The following is a 15,527-nucleotide window of genomic DNA, read 5'->3' as shown; positions in this document are numbered from 1 at the left end:
ACGACCCCGCAGCCCCTGTCGATGTCCAGTGCCCGGATGGCTTCCGGCATGACCTCGCGCGCGCGCCGACCGGAACCCCACACGCCAGCTGGGTGATCCGGACCGTCGTCATTTCGCAACGACAGAGACTCCAAGATCAGGCCCGGCTCCCGCCGGGCCTTTTCTTTTTCGCGCATCGCCTTCCGACCTTCCTCCCCAACGAGACCCGCCATGAAGCATTTCCTGAATACCCAGGACTGGAGCCGCACCGAACTGGATGCCGTGCTGGCCGATGCCGCGCGCTTCAAGCGCGAGAAGATCGGCGATGCGCTGAAGGGCAAGTCCATCGCCCTGGTGTTCTTCAACCCGTCGATGCGCACCCGCACCAGCTTCGAGCTCGGCGCTTTCCAACTCGGCGGCCATGCCGTGGTGCTGGCCCCGGGGAAGGACGCCTGGCCGATCGAGTTCGACCTGGGCACGGTCATGGACGGCGACACCGAAGAGCACATCGCCGAAGTCGCGCAGGTGCTGAGCCGCTATGTCGACCTGATCGGCGTGCGCGCGTTCCCGAAGTTCGTCGACTGGGCGAGCGACCGCGAAGACAAGGTGCTCAAGGGGTTCGCGAAGTACGCGACCGTGCCGGTGATCAACATGGAAACGATCACCCATCCCTGCCAGGAACTGGCGCATGCGCTGGCGCTGCAGGAACATTTCGGCACCACAGACCTGCGCGGCAAGAAGTACGTGCTGACCTGGACCTACCATCCGAAGGCGCTGAACACCGCGGTCGCGAACTCGGCGCTGACCATCGCCACGCGCATGGGCATGGACGTGACCCTGCTGTGTCCGACGGCCGATTACCTCCTCGACGAGCGCTATATGGGCTGGGCGGCGCAGAACGTCGCCGAAAACGGCGGTTCGCTGCAGGTCAGCCACGACATCGACAGCGCCTACGCCGGTGCCGACGTGGTCTACGCGAAGAGCTGGGGCGCGCTGCCGTTCTTCGGCAACTGGGAGCCCGAGAAGCCGATCCGCGACCAGTACAAACACTTCATCGTCGACGAACGGAAGATGGCGCTGACCAACAACGGCGTGTTCTCGCACTGCCTGCCCCTGCGCCGCAACATCAAGGCCACCGATGCGGTGATGGACGCGCCGTACTGCATCGCCGTGAACGAGGCCGAGAACCGCCTGCACGTGCAGAAGGCGGTGATGGCGGCACTCGCCAACCAGTAATGCTTTTCTCCTTCTCCCGCAGCGCGGGAGAAGGTCGGGATGGGGACACGTCTCCCGCCCGATGCCCTCACCCCAACCCTCCCCCGCATGCGGGGGAGGGGGCAAACCACGAGAGAGATCCATGAGCAGCCAAGACATCGTCCTCGCCTTTTCCGGCGGCCTCGACACCAGTTTCTGCGTGCCCTATCTGAAGGAGCGCGGCTGGAACGTGCATACCGTCTTCGCCGACACCGGCGGCGTCGATGCCGAAGAGCGTGCCTTCATCGAAGCGCGCGCCGCGGAACTGGGCGTCGCTTCGCATCTCACCATCGACGGCGGCCCGGCGCTGTGGGACGGCTTCGTGAAGCCGTTCGTGCGCGCCGGAGAGGCCTACCAGGGCCAGTATCCGCTGCTGGTCTCCGACCGCTACCTGATCGTCGACGCATCGCTGGCGCGCGCCCGGGCGCTGGGCACCAACGCCATCGCCCACGGTTGCACCGGCATGGGCAACGATCAGGTCCGTTTCGATCTGGCGGTGAAGGCCAGCGGCGATTACCGCATCGTCGCGCCGATCCGCGAGATCCAGAAGGAACACACCCAGACCCGCGCCTACGAACAGGCGTATCTGGAAGAACGCGGCTTCGGCGTGCGCGCCAAGCAGAAGGCCTACACCATCAACGAAAACCTGCTCGGACTGACGATGTCCGGTGGCGAGATCGACAAGTGGGAAGCCCCGGGCGAAGGCGCGCGCGGCTGGTGCGCGCCGCGCGGCGAGTGGCCGGAGGCGCCGCTGCGCACGACGCTGCGCTTCGTCAACGGCGAAGCGGTCGCGCTCGACGGCACCGACCTGCCCGGCGCGCAGCTGCTGGCGAAACTCAACGCGCTGTTCGCGCCCTACGGCGTGGGGCGCGGCATGTACACCGGCGATACCACCATCGGCCTGAAGGGCCGCATCGTGTACGAAGCGCCGGGCCTGACCGCGCTGCTCGTCGCCCATCGCGCGCTGGAGGAAGCGGTGCTGACCAAGCAGCAGAACCGCTTCAAGCCGGAGGTGGCGCGCAAGTGGGTGGAGCTGGTCTACGAGGGCTTCTGGCACGACCCGCTGAAGACCGATCTCGAAGCCTTCCTCGCATCGTCGCAGGCGATGGTCAACGGCGAGGTCGTGCTCGAAACCCGCGGCGGTCGCGTCGATGCCGTCGCCGTGCGTTCGCCGCACCTGCTCAACGCCAAGGGCGCGACCTATGCGCAGTCCGCCGACTGGGGCGTGGAGGAGGCCGAAGGCTTCATCAAGTTGTTCGGCATGAGCAGTACGCTGTGGGCCGAAGTCAATGGCGGCAACTGATCACGTGGCGACCGACATGCTCGATGAGATCCTCAAGCACCTCGAAGCCCTGGTGTCCTTCGACACACGCAACCCGCCGCGCGAGATCTTGCCGTCGGGCGGCATCTTCGATTACCTGCAGGCGCAGTTGCCGGGCTTCGCCTGCACGGTCACCGATCATGGCGACGGCGCGGTCTCGCTGCTCGCCGTGCGTGGCCGGCCCACACGCGTGTTCAACGTGCATCTCGACACCGTGCCCTCGTCGGAAGCGTGGAGCACCGATCCGCTGACGCTGCGCGTGGCCGACGGCCGCGCGATCGGGCTCGGCGCCTGCGACATCAAGGGCGCCGCCGCGGGCCTGATCGTGGCCGCGCAGCGCACCACCGGCGATGCTGCGTTCCTGTTCACCACCGATGAGGAAGCGAACGATGCGCGCTGCATCGCCGCGTTCCTCGCGTCGGACCACGGTTTCCGCGAAGCCATCGTCGCCGAGCCGACGCAGTGCGAGGCGGTGCTCGCGCATCGCGGCATCAGCTCGGTGCTGCTGAAGTTCCGCGGCGCCGCCGGTCACGCCTCCGGCGCCAACGCGATGCACAGCAACGCCCTGCATCACGCGATGCGCTGGGGCGCGAAGGCGCTGGATCTGGTCGAGGGCGAATCGCATCGCCGTTTCGGCGGGCTCACCGGCCTGCGTTTCAACATTGGCAAGGTCGAGGGCGGGATCAAGGCGAACGTGATCGCGCCCAGCGCCGAAGTGCGTTTCGGTTTCCGGCCGCTGCCGTCGCACGACATCGACGAACTGCATGCGCGTTTCGGCACCTGCGCCGCGGCCGGCAGTCTGGAGCGTTACCAGGAGACTTTCCGCGGCCCGCCGCTGCCGGCGGGCGACGTCGCTGCTGCGGAAGAGCGCCGTCTCGCCGCCCGCGATCTCGCCGACGGACTCGGCCTGCCGATCGGCAACGCCGTGGATTTCTGGACCGAGGCCTCGCTGTTCTCCGCGGGCGGCCTCGATGCCATCGTCTACGGGCCCGGCGACATCGCCCAGGCCCACACCGCCGACGAATGGGTCGCGCTCGATCAGCTCGAACGCTACGCCGCGTCGATCGTCCGCATGCTCGACGGGACACCGCCGCAATGACGCCCATCCTCAAGCACGCCGCCATCGACCACAAGGTCCACGACCCGCAGACCCGCCAGACCATCGTCCGTCTGTTGTCCGGCATGAGCGGCGCGAAGGAAATATCGCAATATCTGAAGCGGTTCTCGCAGCTCGACGCCGCGCGTTTCGCCGTGGTCAAGGTCGGTGGCGCGGTGCTGCGCGACGATCTCGACGCGCTGACCTCGTCGCTGGCGTTCCTGCAGGACGTGGGTCTCACGCCGATCGTGATCCACGGCGCCGGTCCGCAGCTCGACGAGGAACTGTCGGCCGCGGGCATCGTCAAGCAGACCGTCAACGGCCTGCGCGTGACCACGCCCGAAGCCCTCGCCATCGTCCGTCGCGTGTTCCATGCGCAGAACCTCAAACTGGTCGAAGCGCTGCAGGCGCAGGATGCGCGCGCGACCTCCATCGTCAGCGGCGTGTTCGAGGCCGAGTATCTCGATCGCGACACCTACGGCCTGGTCGGCGAAGTGCGGCGGGTCGATCTCGCGCCGATCCACGCCAGCCTGCAGGCCGGTTCGATCCCGGTCATCGCCAGTCTCGGCGAGACCGTCGGAGGCCAGATCCTCAACGTCAACGCGGACTTCGCCGCCAACGAACTGGTGCAGGTGCTGCAACCGTACAAGATCGTGTTCCTCACCGGCACCGGCGGCCTGCTCGACGGCGACGGCAAGGTGATCGACTCGATCAACCTGTCCACCGAGTACGACGCGCTGATGGCGCAGCCGTGGATCAACGGCGGCATGCGCGTGAAGATCGAGCAGATCAAGCAACTGCTCGATCACCTGCCGCTGTCGTCGTCGGTGTCGATCACGCGTCCCGACGAGCTGGCGAAGGAGCTGTTCACCCACAAGGGCTCCGGCACGCTGGTGCGCCGCGGCGAGCGCGTGCTGCAGGCGGCGCGCTGGGACGAGCTCGACACCGAGCGCCTGCGCGGGCTGATCGAATCCGCCTTCGGCCGCACGCTGGTCGCGGATTACTTCGAGCGCACCGCGCTGCATCGCGCCTGGGTCAGCGAGAACTACCGTGCCGCGGTGATCCTCACCGAAGAGGGCGGCGTGCCTTACCTCGACAAGTTCGCGGTGCTCGACGACGCCCAGGGCGAAGGCCTGGGGCGCGCGGTGTGGCAACTGATGCGCGAGGCCGAGCCGCGGTTGTTCTGGCGTTCGCGCCACGGCAATCAGGTCAACGCGTTCTACGACGCAGAGGCCGACGGCAGCGTGAAACAGGCGCGCTGGCGCAGTTACTGGTACGGGCTGGGCGATCTCGACGGCGACGGTGCGGCGACGATCAAGGCCTGTCTCGAACACTGCCGGCAGCGCCCGGCGACGCTGACGGACTGACCATGGACAAGGTCTGGACCACGCCGACGCTGACCGGCCGCCACGTGCGGCTGGCGCCGCTGCAGGCCGCGCAGGCCGATGCGCTGCGCGGCGCCGCGGCCGACGGCGAACTGTGGACGCTGCGTTACACCAGCGTGCCCGGCCCGCAGCCCGGCGACGCCGAAGCCTACATCGATGCCGCGCTGGCCCAGCGCGATGCCGGTATGGCGCTGCCGTTCGCGGTGTTCGATGCCGATGGCGATATCGTCGGCAGCACGCGCTTCTACGACATCGACCGCAGCGTGCCGCGGGTCAAGATCGGCTACACCTGGTACGCGCGCCGCGCGCAGCGCACCGGCCTGAACACCGAAGCGAAACTGCTGCTGATCGGCCATGCCTTCGAGCGTTGGGCGTGCGCGTCGGTGACGCTCGAAACCAGTCACGAGAACCTGCGCTCGCAGGCGGCGATCCTGCGTCTGGGCGCGCGTCGCGACGGCGTGCTGCGCGCGCACATGCGCCATCGCGACGGCACCTTGCGCGACACCCACGTGTTCTCGATCCTCCGCGACGAATGGCCGGCGATCGCCGATGCACTGCGCCGCAAGCTGGACCGCAAGCCGGACACCCCAGACCATGCATGATTCCACTCCGATCCACGTCGGCATCGTCGGCGCCCGCGGCCACGTCGGCGCGGAGCTCGTCCGCCTGATCGCCGCGCATCCGCGCTTCGCGCTGGCCTATGTCGGCTCGCGCGAGCTCGACGGCCAGCGACTCGCCGATCACATCGACAGTTATCGCGGCGAACTGCGCTATTCGTCACCGGCGAACGACACGCTGCCGGCGCTCGGCGCCGATGCGGTGGTGCTGGCGTTGCCGAACGGCAAGGCCGCGGCCTGCGTCGCCGCGTTCGATGCCGCGATCGCGGATCACGCTTCCGCACGGCCCGGTTTCGTACAGCCCGTCATCGTCGATCTGTCCGCCGACTATCGCTTCGACGATGGCTGGTATTACGGCCTGCCCGAATTGACCCGCAGCGCTTACGCCGGCCAGCGCCGGATCAGCAATCCCGGCTGCTACGCCACCGCGATGCAGCTCGCGATCGCGCCGATGCGCGGCCTGCTCGCCGGGCCTGTCCAGTGTTTCGGCGTGTCCGGTTATTCCGGCGCCGGCACGTCGCCGTCGGACAAGAACGATCCGGATAAGCTGCGCGACAATCTGATGCCGTACGCGCTCACCGGGCACATCCACGAACGCGAAGTGACCCGGCAGCTCGGCCATCCGGTCGAGTTCATGCCGCACGTCGCGCCGCATTTCCGAGGGCTCACGATCACCGCCAACCTGCATCTGGCCGAAGCGACCACGCTCGACGCGGTGCGCGCGCGCTATCGCGAGGCCTACGCCGGCGAGCCGCTGGTGCGGGTGTTCGACGAGGCGCCGTGGGTCAGCCGCATCGCCGGCCGGCATCACGTCGAGATCGGCGGTTTCGCGCTGTCTGAGGACGGCCGTCGCCTGGTCGTGGTGTCGACCGAGGACAATCTGCTGAAGGGCGCGGCGACGCAGGCGCTGCAGAATCTCAATCTCGCGTTCGGTCTGGACGAGATGACGGGTATTCCGCCGTGAACGCGAATTCTGTTGCGCGCGTGAGTTCGATCCTGCGCAATGCCGAATGGCCGTCATCCTTGCGCAAGCGAGGATGACGGTGGGTTTCCTTCGCTGCCTCCGCTGATCTGCAAACCCCCTTTTCCGAGAACAGCCCCATGAGCGATCTCCTCTGGCAAAAACCCGGCGTCAAGGTCGATGCGCGCATCCAGCGCTTCCTCGCCGGCGAAGACGTGATCCTCGATCGCGAATTCTTTCCGTTCGACATCGCGGCCAGTCTCGCGCATGCCGAAGGCCTGCTGCGGATCGGCATCCTCGCCGCCGACGAGTTCGCGGGCATCAAGATCGAGCTGGCGAATCTCGCCGAGGATTTCGGCAACGGCGATTTCGTCCTCGACGAACGTTTCGAAGACGGCCATTCGGCGATCGAGGCGCGGCTGATCGAACGCCTCGGCGATGCCGGACGCAGGATCCACACCGGACGCAGCCGCAACGACCAGATCCTGGTCGCGACCCGGCTGTGGCTGAAGGACCGGCTCGCGCGGCTGCACGCGCTGTGCATCGAAAGCGCCGAGGTCGCACTGGCGCGCGCCGATGCCGAAGCGTCGGTGCCGCTGCCGGGCTACACCCACCTGCAGCGCGCGGTGGTGTCGTCGCTGGGCATGTGGTGGGCGGCCTGGGCCGAAGGTTTCATCGACGACGCGCAGCGCGCGCGCGACACGCTGGCGTGGGTGGACGCCAATCCGCTGGGCAGCGCCGCCGGGTATGGCGTGAACCTGCCGCTGGATCGCGATCACGTCACCCGCGCGCTCGGTTTCGACCGGCTGCAGGTCTCCGCGGCCTATGCGCAGCTGTCGCGCGGCAAATTCGAGATGGCGGCGATCGAGGCGCTGTGCTCGGCGCTGCTCGATCTGCGCCGCCTCGCCTGGGACCTGAGCCTGTTCACCAGCGCCGAGTTCGGCTTCGTCGCGCTGCCGGCGCAGTACACCACCGGCAGTTCGATCATGCCGAACAAGCGCAACCCCGACGTGGTCGAACTGATGCGTGCGAGTTACGCCAGCGCCGCCGCCGCGCGCACCGAAATCGAACAACTGCTGTCGCTGCCGTCGGGGTACCACCGCGATCTGCAGTTCGGCAAGGGCGCGATCTTCCACGCCTTCGGCCGCGGCCTCGGCGCGTTGGAACTGTTGCCCGATCTGCTGCGCAACCTCGAATGGAAGGCCGACGCGATGCGCGCCGCGCTCGATCCGTCGATGTACGCGACCGATCTCGCGGTCGATCTCGCGCGCCAGGGCCTGCCGTTCCGCGAGGCCTACCAACAGGCCGCCGATCCCGCGCGCTGGGCGGAGGGCGATCCCGAGGCCAGTCTGCAGGCGCGCGTGTCGCCCGGCGCTGCGGCCGATCTGCGGCTGGATGCGCTCGCCGCGCGACTGCGCGCCGTACGGCATGTCGCGCGATCGGGCGACGCCTGAGGCCACCATGACCACGCGCATCGCGTTCGCCGAACAGACGATTCCCGCGTGGAAGCGCGCGGTACTCAAGATCGGCAGCAGCCTGCTCGCCGGCGATGGCGGGTTGTCGCCGCGGCATGCGGTGCATCTCGCGGCGTTCGTGCACGCCTGCCGCGCGCAGGGGCGCGAGGTGGTGATCGTGTCGTCCGGCGCGGTCGCCGCGGGGCGCGCCATGCTGCATGCCGCGCCGCGGCCGGGCGCGGCGATGGCCGAGCGCCAGGCGCTGGCGGCGCTGGGACAGGCGAAGCTGATGGCGTTCTGGCAGGGCCTGTTCGCGCAGCCGGTGGCGCAGGTGCTGCTCACCCACGACGACGTGCGCAACCGCCGCCGTTATCTCAACGCGCGCGCCACGCTGCAGGAACTGCTGCGCTGCGGCGCGCTGCCGATCGTCAACGAGAACGACACCGTCTCGGTCGACGAACTCAAGCTCGGCGACAACGACACCCTCGGCGCGATCGTCGCCGCGCTGATCGATGCCGACGTGCTGTTCATCGCCACCGACATCGATGGCCTGTACGACCGCGATCCGCGCGCCAACGTCGATGCGCGACCGATGCAGACGGTGGTCGCGCCCGGCGACGACATTCTCGCCATGGCCGGCGGCGCCGGCAGTGCGGTCGGCACCGGCGGCATGCGCACCAAGATCCTGGCTGCGCAGCGCGCGGGCGCGGCCGGCATCGATACCGTGCTGTTCAACGGCACCCGCGCCGCGGTCGCGCACGCGCTCGGCGAGGACCGGCTCACCGGCACCCGGCTGGTCGCCGGTCGCAGCCGGATCGCCGCGCGCAAACACTGGCTGCGCCATGCGCCGGTCGAACCCGGCGCGGCGATCGTGATCGATGCCGGCGCCGCCGCGGCGCTGACCGGCAAGGGCGCGTCGCTGCTGCCGATCGGGGTCGCCGATGCGCGCGGCGAATTCCGCCGCGGCGATCTGGTCGAGATCGTCCGCGCCGACGCTGCGCACGCCGCACCGGTCGCGCGCGGCGTCACCCAGTATTCCGCCGCCGACATCCGCCGCATCGCCCGCCGGCGCTCGCAGGACATCGAAAGCGTGCTCGGCTACAACTACGGCGACACCATCGTTCACCGCGACGATCTCTCGCTGCACGCCGCGAACGCGCAGGAGCCGCAGGATGTCTGACAACACGCACGATCCCACGAACGATCCCATGGCCATCCGCGCGCTCGCGCTCGCCTGCCGCGACGCCGCGCAGGCCGTGGCCGCGCTGTCGACCGACGCCAAGGACGCATTGCTGCACGCGATGGCCGATGCGCTCGACGCCGATGCCGACGCGATCCTGGCAGCGAACGTCGAGGACCTGCGCGTGGCGGAAGCGAAGGGCACCGGTGGCGCGATGCTCGATCGGCTCAGACTCGATCCCGCGCGGCTCGCGGGGATCGCGAACGCGCTGCGCGAAGTCGCGGCCTTGCCCGATCCGGTCGGCATGGTCACGCGCCGCGAGACGCGGCCGAACGGCATCGCCATCGAACGCGTGCGCGTGCCCCTGGGCGTGATTGCGATGATCTACGAAGCGCGGCCGAACGTGACCGCGGACGCCGCGGCGCTGTGCCTGAAGGCCGGCAACGGCGTGATCCTGCGCGGCGGCTCGGAAGCGATCTGCTCGAACGTGGCGATCGCCGCTGCGTTGCAGCGTGCCCTGCAGGCGCACGGCATTGCGCCGGCGGCGATCACGCTGGTGGAGGATCTGCGCCGCGAGACCATGGTCGAACTGCTGCGACTCAACGATATCGTCGACCTCGCGATCCCGCGCGGCGGCGAAGGCCTGATCCGCTTCGTCGCCGAACATGCGCGGGTGCCGGTGATCAAGCACTACAAGGGCGTCTGCCATCTGTACGTGGACGCGTCCGCCGATCCCGATCTCGCGCTCGATCTGCTGCTCGACGGCAAGGTCGCGCGGCCCAGCGCCTGCAATTCGCTGGAAACGCTGCTGGTGCATGTCGACATGGCCGAGGCATTCCTGCCGCGCGCCGCGGCGATGCTGCGCGAACGCGGCGTACAGCTGCGCGCCGATCCGCGCGCGCTCGCGCACATGTCCGGCGCGGTGCCGGCGACCGACGACGACTGGGACGCCGAATTCCTCGATCTGGTGATCGCCGTGCGCGTGGTCGATTCGCTCGATGCGGCCATCGACCACATCCGCCGCCACGGCTCCGATCACACCGAAGTCATCGCCACCCGCGACGAAGCCGCCGCCGCGCGTTTCGTCCACGCCCTGCGCAGCGCGGTGGTGATGGTCAACGCGTCCTCGCGCTTCTCCGACGGCGGCGAACTCGGCCTCGGCGCCGAGATCGGCATTTCCACCACGCGCCTGCACGCCTACGGCCCGATGGGCGCGGAATCGCTGACCATCGAGCGCTTCGTGGTGCGCGGGGCAGGGCAGACGCGGAATCTGAAGCACGCACCGGCTTCATAGGGTGCGCCCCGGCGCACCGATCGACCGATGCGCGATGAAAGCCGGTGCGCCAGGGCGCACCCTATTGGCGGACAAACAAAAACGCCGGCCTTGCGGCTGGCGTTTTCGTTGAATCGATTGGTCGGGGAGACAGGATTCGAACCTGCGACCTCTACGTCCCGAACGTAGCGCTCTACCAGACTGAGCTACACCCCGACATGCGAGCCGCGTATTCTAAGGACCCGACACCCTGTTCGGCAAGCCCGGGCGCCAAACGGCCGCCATGGCCGGGGGTGGGGGCATCCCGGCCCGGTCCGCGGGGCCGGCCAGCCGCTAAACTTGCGCCTTCAGCTGCATGCCCCGGAGTTCCCCTTGATCAAGCCGCGTACCCCGCCCGGCGTCCTCGAACTGCTGCCGCGCGACCAGATCGCGTTCCAGCGGATGCTGGACACCATCCGTCGTACCTTCGAGCGCTACGGGTTCCTGCCGGTGGAGACGCCGGTGATGGAGCTGTCCGAGGTGCTGCTGACCAAGACCGGCGGCGAGACCGAGCGCCAGGTGTATTTCGTGCAGTCGACCGGCAGCCTCGAAAAGGGCGCCGAGGGCCTGCCGGAGATGGCGCTGCGCTTCGACCTCACCGTGCCGCTGGCCCGCTACGTGGCCGAGCACGAGCACGATCTCGCGTTCCCGTTCCGTCGCTACCAGATGCAGCGCGTGTACCGCGGCGAGCGCGCGCAGCGCGGCCGCTTCCGCGAGTTCTACCAGTGCGACATCGACGTGATCGGCAAGGATGCGCTGAGCACCCGCCACGACGCCGAGATCCCGGCGGTGATCGCCTCGGTGTTCGAGGCGCTGGCGATCGGCGAGTTCACCATCCAGTTCAACCACCGCAAGCTGCTGCGCGGCTTCTTCGAGGGCCAGGGCATCGGCGAGGGCGAACGCCAGGTCGCGGTGCTGCGCGAGATCGACAAGCTCGACAAGCGCGGCGAAGACGCGGTGCGCGCGACCCTGGTGGGCGAGGGCTTCGGCCTCGCGGCCGAAGTCGCGGACACCCTGCTCGCGTTCTCGCGCGTGCGCGCCGTCGGCCACGACGCGGCGCAGGCCGCGCTCGACGCGCTGGGCGCGGGCACGCCGCTGTTCGAGGAAGGCCGTGCCGAGCTGCGCGAGGTGCTGCGCCAGCTGCGCGCGCTGGGCGTCGCCGACGACCGCTTCGCGCTGAACCTCTCGATCGCCCGCGGCCTCGACTACTACACCGGCATCGTCTACGAGACCACGCTGAACGCGCATCCGGAGATCGGTTCGATCTGCTCCGGCGGCCGCTACGAGAATCTCGCCAGCCACTACACGAAGTCGAAGCTGCCGGGCGTCGGCATTTCCATCGGGCTGACGCGTCTGTTCTGGCAGTTGCGCGAGGCGGGGCTGGTGAAGACCGCCGACAGTTCGGTCGACGTGCTGGTGTCGCTGATGGACGACGCCGGCCTCGAAGCCGCGCTGTCGCTGTCGCAGAAGCTGCGCGCCGCCGGTCTCAACGTCGAAACCCAGCTCGAACCGCGCAAACTCGCGAAGCAGATGCAGTACGCCGACCGCGCCGGCATCCGCTTCGTGGTGATTCGCGGCGACGACGAGGCGGCGAAGGGCGTGGTCGCGGTGAAGGACCTGCGTCGCGGCGAGCAGTTCGAGGTCGCCGAGGCCGAGCTCGCGCGCACCCTGCTGGTCGAGCGCGAACAATGGCGCGCGCTGCCTGTGCAGGGCGGTTGACGACGAACGATGGAGTCCGCACTGCTCAGGCGAGTGCTGAGATCGATTCTTTTCGATTTCGTGCTGGCGTGGATACGCGCGGCCGCCTTCATCGTCGTGCTGATCGTGATCTGCGGATGGATCGGCGAGTTTTTCGGTTTCGGGATGTTTCTCGGCATCGTCTTCGGTTGGCTGTCGCTCTGGGCGCTGTATCTGTACATGCTGGTGCTGCGTCGCGAGATCGCAGAAAGCAAGGCAAGACGTGAAGAAGCGGATCGCCGGTTGGGTATCGCCGACGATCATGGCCATTGAGATAGTGGAGAGTCGATCGTGAAACCCATCCGTCTCGACGGACGTTCCCTGACCCGCGCCAAGCTGGTCGAAGTCGCCTACGGCGCGCAGGTGATGCTCGATGAGGCCGCGCTGCGCAACGTCGCGCACGCCGCCGCCTTCCTCGCCGAGCAGGTGCGTCGCGAGGAGCCCATTTACGGCGTTTCCACCGGTTTCGGCAGCAATGCCGACAAGCTGCTGGGCGCCCACCCGCTGCGCGACGAGCTGCCTGGCGCGACGCCGTCGGGGCGTTCGCTGCACGAGGAGCTGCAGCGCAACCTGATCATTTCGCATGCGGTCTGCGTCGGCGAACCGTTCGCCGCCGATGTCGTGCGCGCGATGCTGTGCATCCGCATCAACACGCTGCTGCGCGGGCATTCCGGCGTGCGCGTGGAGACGCTGCAGGCGTTGACCGCGATGCTCAACGCCGGCGTGGTGCCGGTGGTGCCGCAGCTCGGCTCGGTCGGCGCGTCGGGCGATCTCGCACCGCTGTCGCATCTGGCGATCGTGCTGCTCGGCGGCGGCGAAGCGTTCCATGAGGGCGAGCGCCTGCGCGGCGATGAGGCGCTGAAGCGCGCCGGTCTCGCGCCGGTCTCGCTGTCGTACAAGGAAGGCCTCGCACTGAACAACGGCACCGCGCAGATGCTCGCCACCGGCGTGCTCGCGCTGCATCGTCTGGAGGAGATGCTCGACACCGCCGATCTCGCCGCGGCGATGACCCTCGACGCCTTCGCCGGACGCCTCGGCGCCTTCGCCGAGGACGTGCACGCCCTGCGTCCGCATCCGGGCCAGGTCGACAGCGCCGCGAACCTGCGCGATCTGCTCAAAGGCTCGACCCTGGCGGACATTCCCTACCATCTGGTGCCGAAATTCCGGCCGTGGCTGCCGAAGAGCTGGGACACCACCGACGCACAGACACTGAGTTTCGACATCGGCTGGGACTGGGTGCCGTCCGATCAGCGCCATGGCCGCGAGAAGTTCTATCGCCGCTTCAAGCCTTTCCGCGGCGGCAAGAAGCATCAGCCGCAGGACAGCTATTCGCTGCGCTGCATCCCGCAGGTGCACGGCGCGGTGCGCGACGCCGCGGCGCAGGCGCGGCGCGTGCTCGACATCGAATTGAACGCGGTCACCGACAATCCGCTGGTGTTCCCGGATGCGCGCGCCGAGCACGTCGAGCAGCAGGTGATTTCCGCCGGCCACTTCCACGGCATGCCGCTGGCGCTGGCGATGAGCTACGTGAAGGCGGCGATCCCGGTGCTGGCGTCGATCAGCGAACGCCGGCTCAACAAGCTCGTGGATCCCGCGACCAGCGACGGCCTGCCGCCGTTCCTGATCGGCAACGAGGACGCGACCGAATCCGGCTTCATGATCGTGCAGTACACCGCGGCCGCGATCGTCAACGATCTCGCCAGCCGCGCGCATCCGGCATCGGTGTATTCGATTCCGACCAGCGCGAACGCCGAGGACCATGTGTCGATGGGCGCGAACGAAGCGCGCCACGTGCTGGCGATGGTCGAGGACCTGGGCAAGGTGCTGGCGCTGGAGCTGATGACCGCGGCGCAGGCGCTGGATCTGCGTCGCGACATGATCAACGCCGCGCGCGATCTCGCCGATCGCGCCGATGCCGCCGGGCTCGCCGCGAAGGTGCAGGGCGGCCCGCTGCCGGGCACGCCCGGGCACGACGCCTTCCTGGCGGAGGTCGAGGCGCTGCGCGCGGAGCTGTCCGCCGCCGAACCGTTCCATCCGGGCGTCGCGGTCGCCGCGGCGCACGCTGCGATCCGCGAGCGCGTGCCGTTCCTCGAACGCGACCGTGCGCTCGACATCGATCTCGCCGCGATGCTCGCGGTCGTGCGCGAGGGCGGGGTGCTCGCGGCGGTCCGGCAGGCGCGCTGAGTCCGGGCGCCGCGCGATGTCGGGACAGGACGTCATTCCCGCGGCCGCCGCGCAGATGCCGCAGGGCATTGCCGGACATGATCTCGCGGGGCAAGACCTCGCGGGGCAAGATCTCGCCGACCTCGAACGCGCGGTCGCGCTGCTGACCACGCCCTCGCTGACCGTGCGCATCGCCGCGCTGGTCGGCACGCCGGTCGAGAAGCTGCTGGCGAAACTGCCGAAGGGCGCGTCGCGGCGCATCCACGGGGCGGTCGAGGCCGCGCTGGAAAAATCGGCGCAGGTCGCGCTGTGGAAGATGGACGACGCCCCCGAGCGCAAGGCATCGACGCGCATGCACAAGGCGGTCGCCGCCGCCACCGGCGCCGCCGGCGGTTTCTTCGGCTGGACCGGGCTGCTGGTGGAGATTCCGGCTTCGACCACGGTGATGCTGCGGGCGATCGCCGACGTCGCGCGCAGCGAAGGGTTTTCCCTTGCGGATCCGAGCGTGCAGCGGGACTGCATCGCGGTGTTCTCGCTCGGCGGTACCGGCGCCGCGGACGATGCGGCGGAGACCGGCTACTACGCGACCCGCGCGATGATCGAGGCCGCGACCGAAGGCGCCGGTCCGGCGCTGATCGCGCATGCCGCGAAGCGTTCGGTCGCCGCCAGCGAGGCCGGCGCCTTGCTGACCAAGGTGGTCAAGGCGGTGGCCGCGCGCCTGGGCGTGGTGTTCTCCGAGAAGGCGGCGGCGCAGATGGTCCCGATCGTCGGCGCGGCCGGTGGGGCGACCATCAACGCCCTGTTCACCGATCACTTCCAGAACATGGCCCGCGGCCATTTCATCGTCCGCCGGCTCGAAGCGCGCCATGGCGCGGCGGCCATCGAAGCCGAATTCCGCCGCCTCGCACGGGCTCGTCGCGCCCCACCGGTGCCGGTGCTGCCCAAGCCGATGCCCTGATCGTCTCGCAACGCCTGCGGTCCGGCGCTGACCGGCTTGACCCGGCATGTCCCGACGCGTTAACGTATTAGCACGTTAATACATGAGTGCCACCGGGTCTCCCGGCCATC

Annotated in this window: 13 protein-coding genes and 1 tRNA gene; 13 read left to right on the top strand and 1 reads right to left on the bottom strand. The window is 68.9% G+C overall.

Features of this window, described 5'->3' with window-relative positions:
- The first annotated feature begins 210 nt into the window (after nt 1–210).
- From ABD974_RS17690 to ABD974_RS17650, 9 genes are all read left to right on the top strand, one after another.
- On the top strand, nt 211–1,215 hold the full coding sequence (locus ABD974_RS17690; RefSeq protein ID WP_345304664.1) for an N-acetylornithine carbamoyltransferase: 1,005 nt from the start codon (nt 211–213) through the stop codon (nt 1,213–1,215).
- 121 nt (nt 1,216–1,336) lie between these two features.
- The gene (locus ABD974_RS17685) at nt 1,337–2,536 is read left to right on the top strand and encodes an argininosuccinate synthase (protein WP_345304663.1); all 1,200 of its coding nucleotides are present in this window, start codon (nt 1,337–1,339) and stop codon (nt 2,534–2,536) included.
- Nucleotides 2,523–3,653: an acetylornithine deacetylase gene (locus ABD974_RS17680; RefSeq protein WP_345304662.1), complete on the top strand. Its 1,131-nt coding sequence runs from the start codon at nt 2,523–2,525 to the stop codon at nt 3,651–3,653. The genes ABD974_RS17685 and ABD974_RS17680 overlap by 14 nt, the downstream gene beginning before the upstream one ends.
- Complete coding sequence (locus ABD974_RS17675; RefSeq protein ID WP_345304661.1) at nt 3,650–5,017, top strand: acetylglutamate kinase; 1,368 nt, start codon at nt 3,650–3,652, stop codon at nt 5,015–5,017. The genes ABD974_RS17680 and ABD974_RS17675 overlap by 4 nt, the downstream gene beginning before the upstream one ends.
- 2 nt (nt 5,018–5,019) lie before the next feature.
- Nucleotides 5,020–5,637: a GNAT family N-acetyltransferase gene (locus ABD974_RS17670; protein WP_345304660.1), complete on the top strand. Its 618-nt coding sequence runs from the start codon at nt 5,020–5,022 to the stop codon at nt 5,635–5,637.
- The gene (argC, locus tag ABD974_RS17665; RefSeq protein ID WP_345304659.1) at nt 5,630–6,616 is read left to right on the top strand and encodes an N-acetyl-gamma-glutamyl-phosphate reductase; all 987 of its coding nucleotides are present in this window, start codon (nt 5,630–5,632) and stop codon (nt 6,614–6,616) included. The genes ABD974_RS17670 and argC overlap by 8 nt, the downstream gene beginning before the upstream one ends.
- 137 nt (nt 6,617–6,753) lie before the next feature.
- Complete coding sequence (gene argH / locus ABD974_RS17660) at nt 6,754–8,067, top strand: argininosuccinate lyase (protein ID WP_345304658.1); 1,314 nt, start codon at nt 6,754–6,756, stop codon at nt 8,065–8,067.
- The gene (gene proB / locus ABD974_RS17655; RefSeq protein WP_345304709.1) at nt 8,042–9,247 is read left to right on the top strand and encodes a glutamate 5-kinase; all 1,206 of its coding nucleotides are present in this window, start codon (nt 8,042–8,044) and stop codon (nt 9,245–9,247) included. Before argH ends, proB begins: the two co-directional genes overlap by 26 nt.
- 28 nt (nt 9,248–9,275) lie before the next feature.
- On the top strand, nt 9,276–10,541 hold the full coding sequence (locus ABD974_RS17650) for a glutamate-5-semialdehyde dehydrogenase (protein WP_345304708.1): 1,266 nt from the start codon (nt 9,276–9,278) through the stop codon (nt 10,539–10,541).
- 118 nt (nt 10,542–10,659) lie between these two features.
- Here ABD974_RS17650 and ABD974_RS17645 read toward each other — a convergent pair.
- A tRNA-Pro gene (locus ABD974_RS17645) sits at nt 10,660–10,736 on the bottom strand.
- Between the two features lie 156 nt (nt 10,737–10,892).
- Here ABD974_RS17645 and hisS point away from each other — a divergent pair.
- From hisS to ABD974_RS17625, 4 genes are read left to right on the top strand one after another with little or no spacing between them, the layout of a single operon-like run.
- Nucleotides 10,893–12,278 carry a histidine--tRNA ligase gene (gene hisS / locus ABD974_RS17640; RefSeq protein ID WP_345304657.1) on the top strand — a complete coding sequence of 462 codons (1,386 nt, stop codon included), beginning with the start codon at nt 10,893–10,895 and terminating at the stop codon, nt 12,276–12,278.
- A 9-nt stretch (nt 12,279–12,287) separates the two neighbouring features.
- Nucleotides 12,288–12,569, top strand: coding sequence for a hypothetical protein (locus ABD974_RS17635; protein WP_345304656.1), 282 nt, complete (start codon nt 12,288–12,290; stop codon nt 12,567–12,569).
- Between the two features lie 18 nt (nt 12,570–12,587).
- Nucleotides 12,588–14,480: an HAL/PAL/TAL family ammonia-lyase gene (locus ABD974_RS17630; protein WP_345304655.1), complete on the top strand. Its 1,893-nt coding sequence runs from the start codon at nt 12,588–12,590 to the stop codon at nt 14,478–14,480.
- 16 nt (nt 14,481–14,496) lie between these two features.
- The gene (locus ABD974_RS17625; RefSeq protein ID WP_345304654.1) at nt 14,497–15,417 is read left to right on the top strand and encodes an EcsC family protein; all 921 of its coding nucleotides are present in this window, start codon (nt 14,497–14,499) and stop codon (nt 15,415–15,417) included.
- The last annotated feature ends 110 nt before the right edge of the window (nt 15,418–15,527 follow it).

This window comes from Lysobacter hankyongensis (genome assembly GCF_039543145.1).
In the GTDB taxonomy this organism is placed as follows: domain Bacteria; phylum Pseudomonadota; class Gammaproteobacteria; order Xanthomonadales; family Xanthomonadaceae; genus Lysobacter_I; species Lysobacter_I hankyongensis.
This window is presented reverse-complemented; position numbering and strand designations above follow the sequence as displayed.

Bases quoted from the DNA above. Each gene is read 5' to 3' on its own strand.
- ABD974_RS17650 (WP_345304708.1), top strand. From the start codon at position 9,276: ATGGCCATCCGCGCGCTCGCGCTCGCCTGCCGCGACGCCGCGCAGGCC.
- ABD974_RS17625 (WP_345304654.1), top strand. From the start codon at position 14,497: ATGTCGGGACAGGACGTCATTCCCGCGGCCGCCGCGCAGATGCCGCAG.
- ABD974_RS17670 (WP_345304660.1), top strand. From the start codon at position 5,020: ATGGACAAGGTCTGGACCACGCCGACGCTGACCGGCCGCCACGTGCGG.
- argH (WP_345304658.1), top strand. From the start codon at position 6,754: ATGAGCGATCTCCTCTGGCAAAAACCCGGCGTCAAGGTCGATGCGCGC.
- ABD974_RS17690 (WP_345304664.1), top strand. From the start codon at position 211: ATGAAGCATTTCCTGAATACCCAGGACTGGAGCCGCACCGAACTGGAT.
- ABD974_RS17635 (WP_345304656.1), top strand. From the start codon at position 12,288: ATGGAGTCCGCACTGCTCAGGCGAGTGCTGAGATCGATTCTTTTCGAT.
- ABD974_RS17680 (WP_345304662.1), top strand. From the start codon at position 2,523: ATGGCGGCAACTGATCACGTGGCGACCGACATGCTCGATGAGATCCTC.
- ABD974_RS17685 (WP_345304663.1), top strand. From the start codon at position 1,337: ATGAGCAGCCAAGACATCGTCCTCGCCTTTTCCGGCGGCCTCGACACC.
- proB (WP_345304709.1), top strand. From the start codon at position 8,042: ATGTCGCGCGATCGGGCGACGCCTGAGGCCACCATGACCACGCGCATC.
- ABD974_RS17675 (WP_345304661.1), top strand. From the start codon at position 3,650: ATGACGCCCATCCTCAAGCACGCCGCCATCGACCACAAGGTCCACGAC.
- argC (WP_345304659.1), top strand. From the start codon at position 5,630: ATGCATGATTCCACTCCGATCCACGTCGGCATCGTCGGCGCCCGCGGC.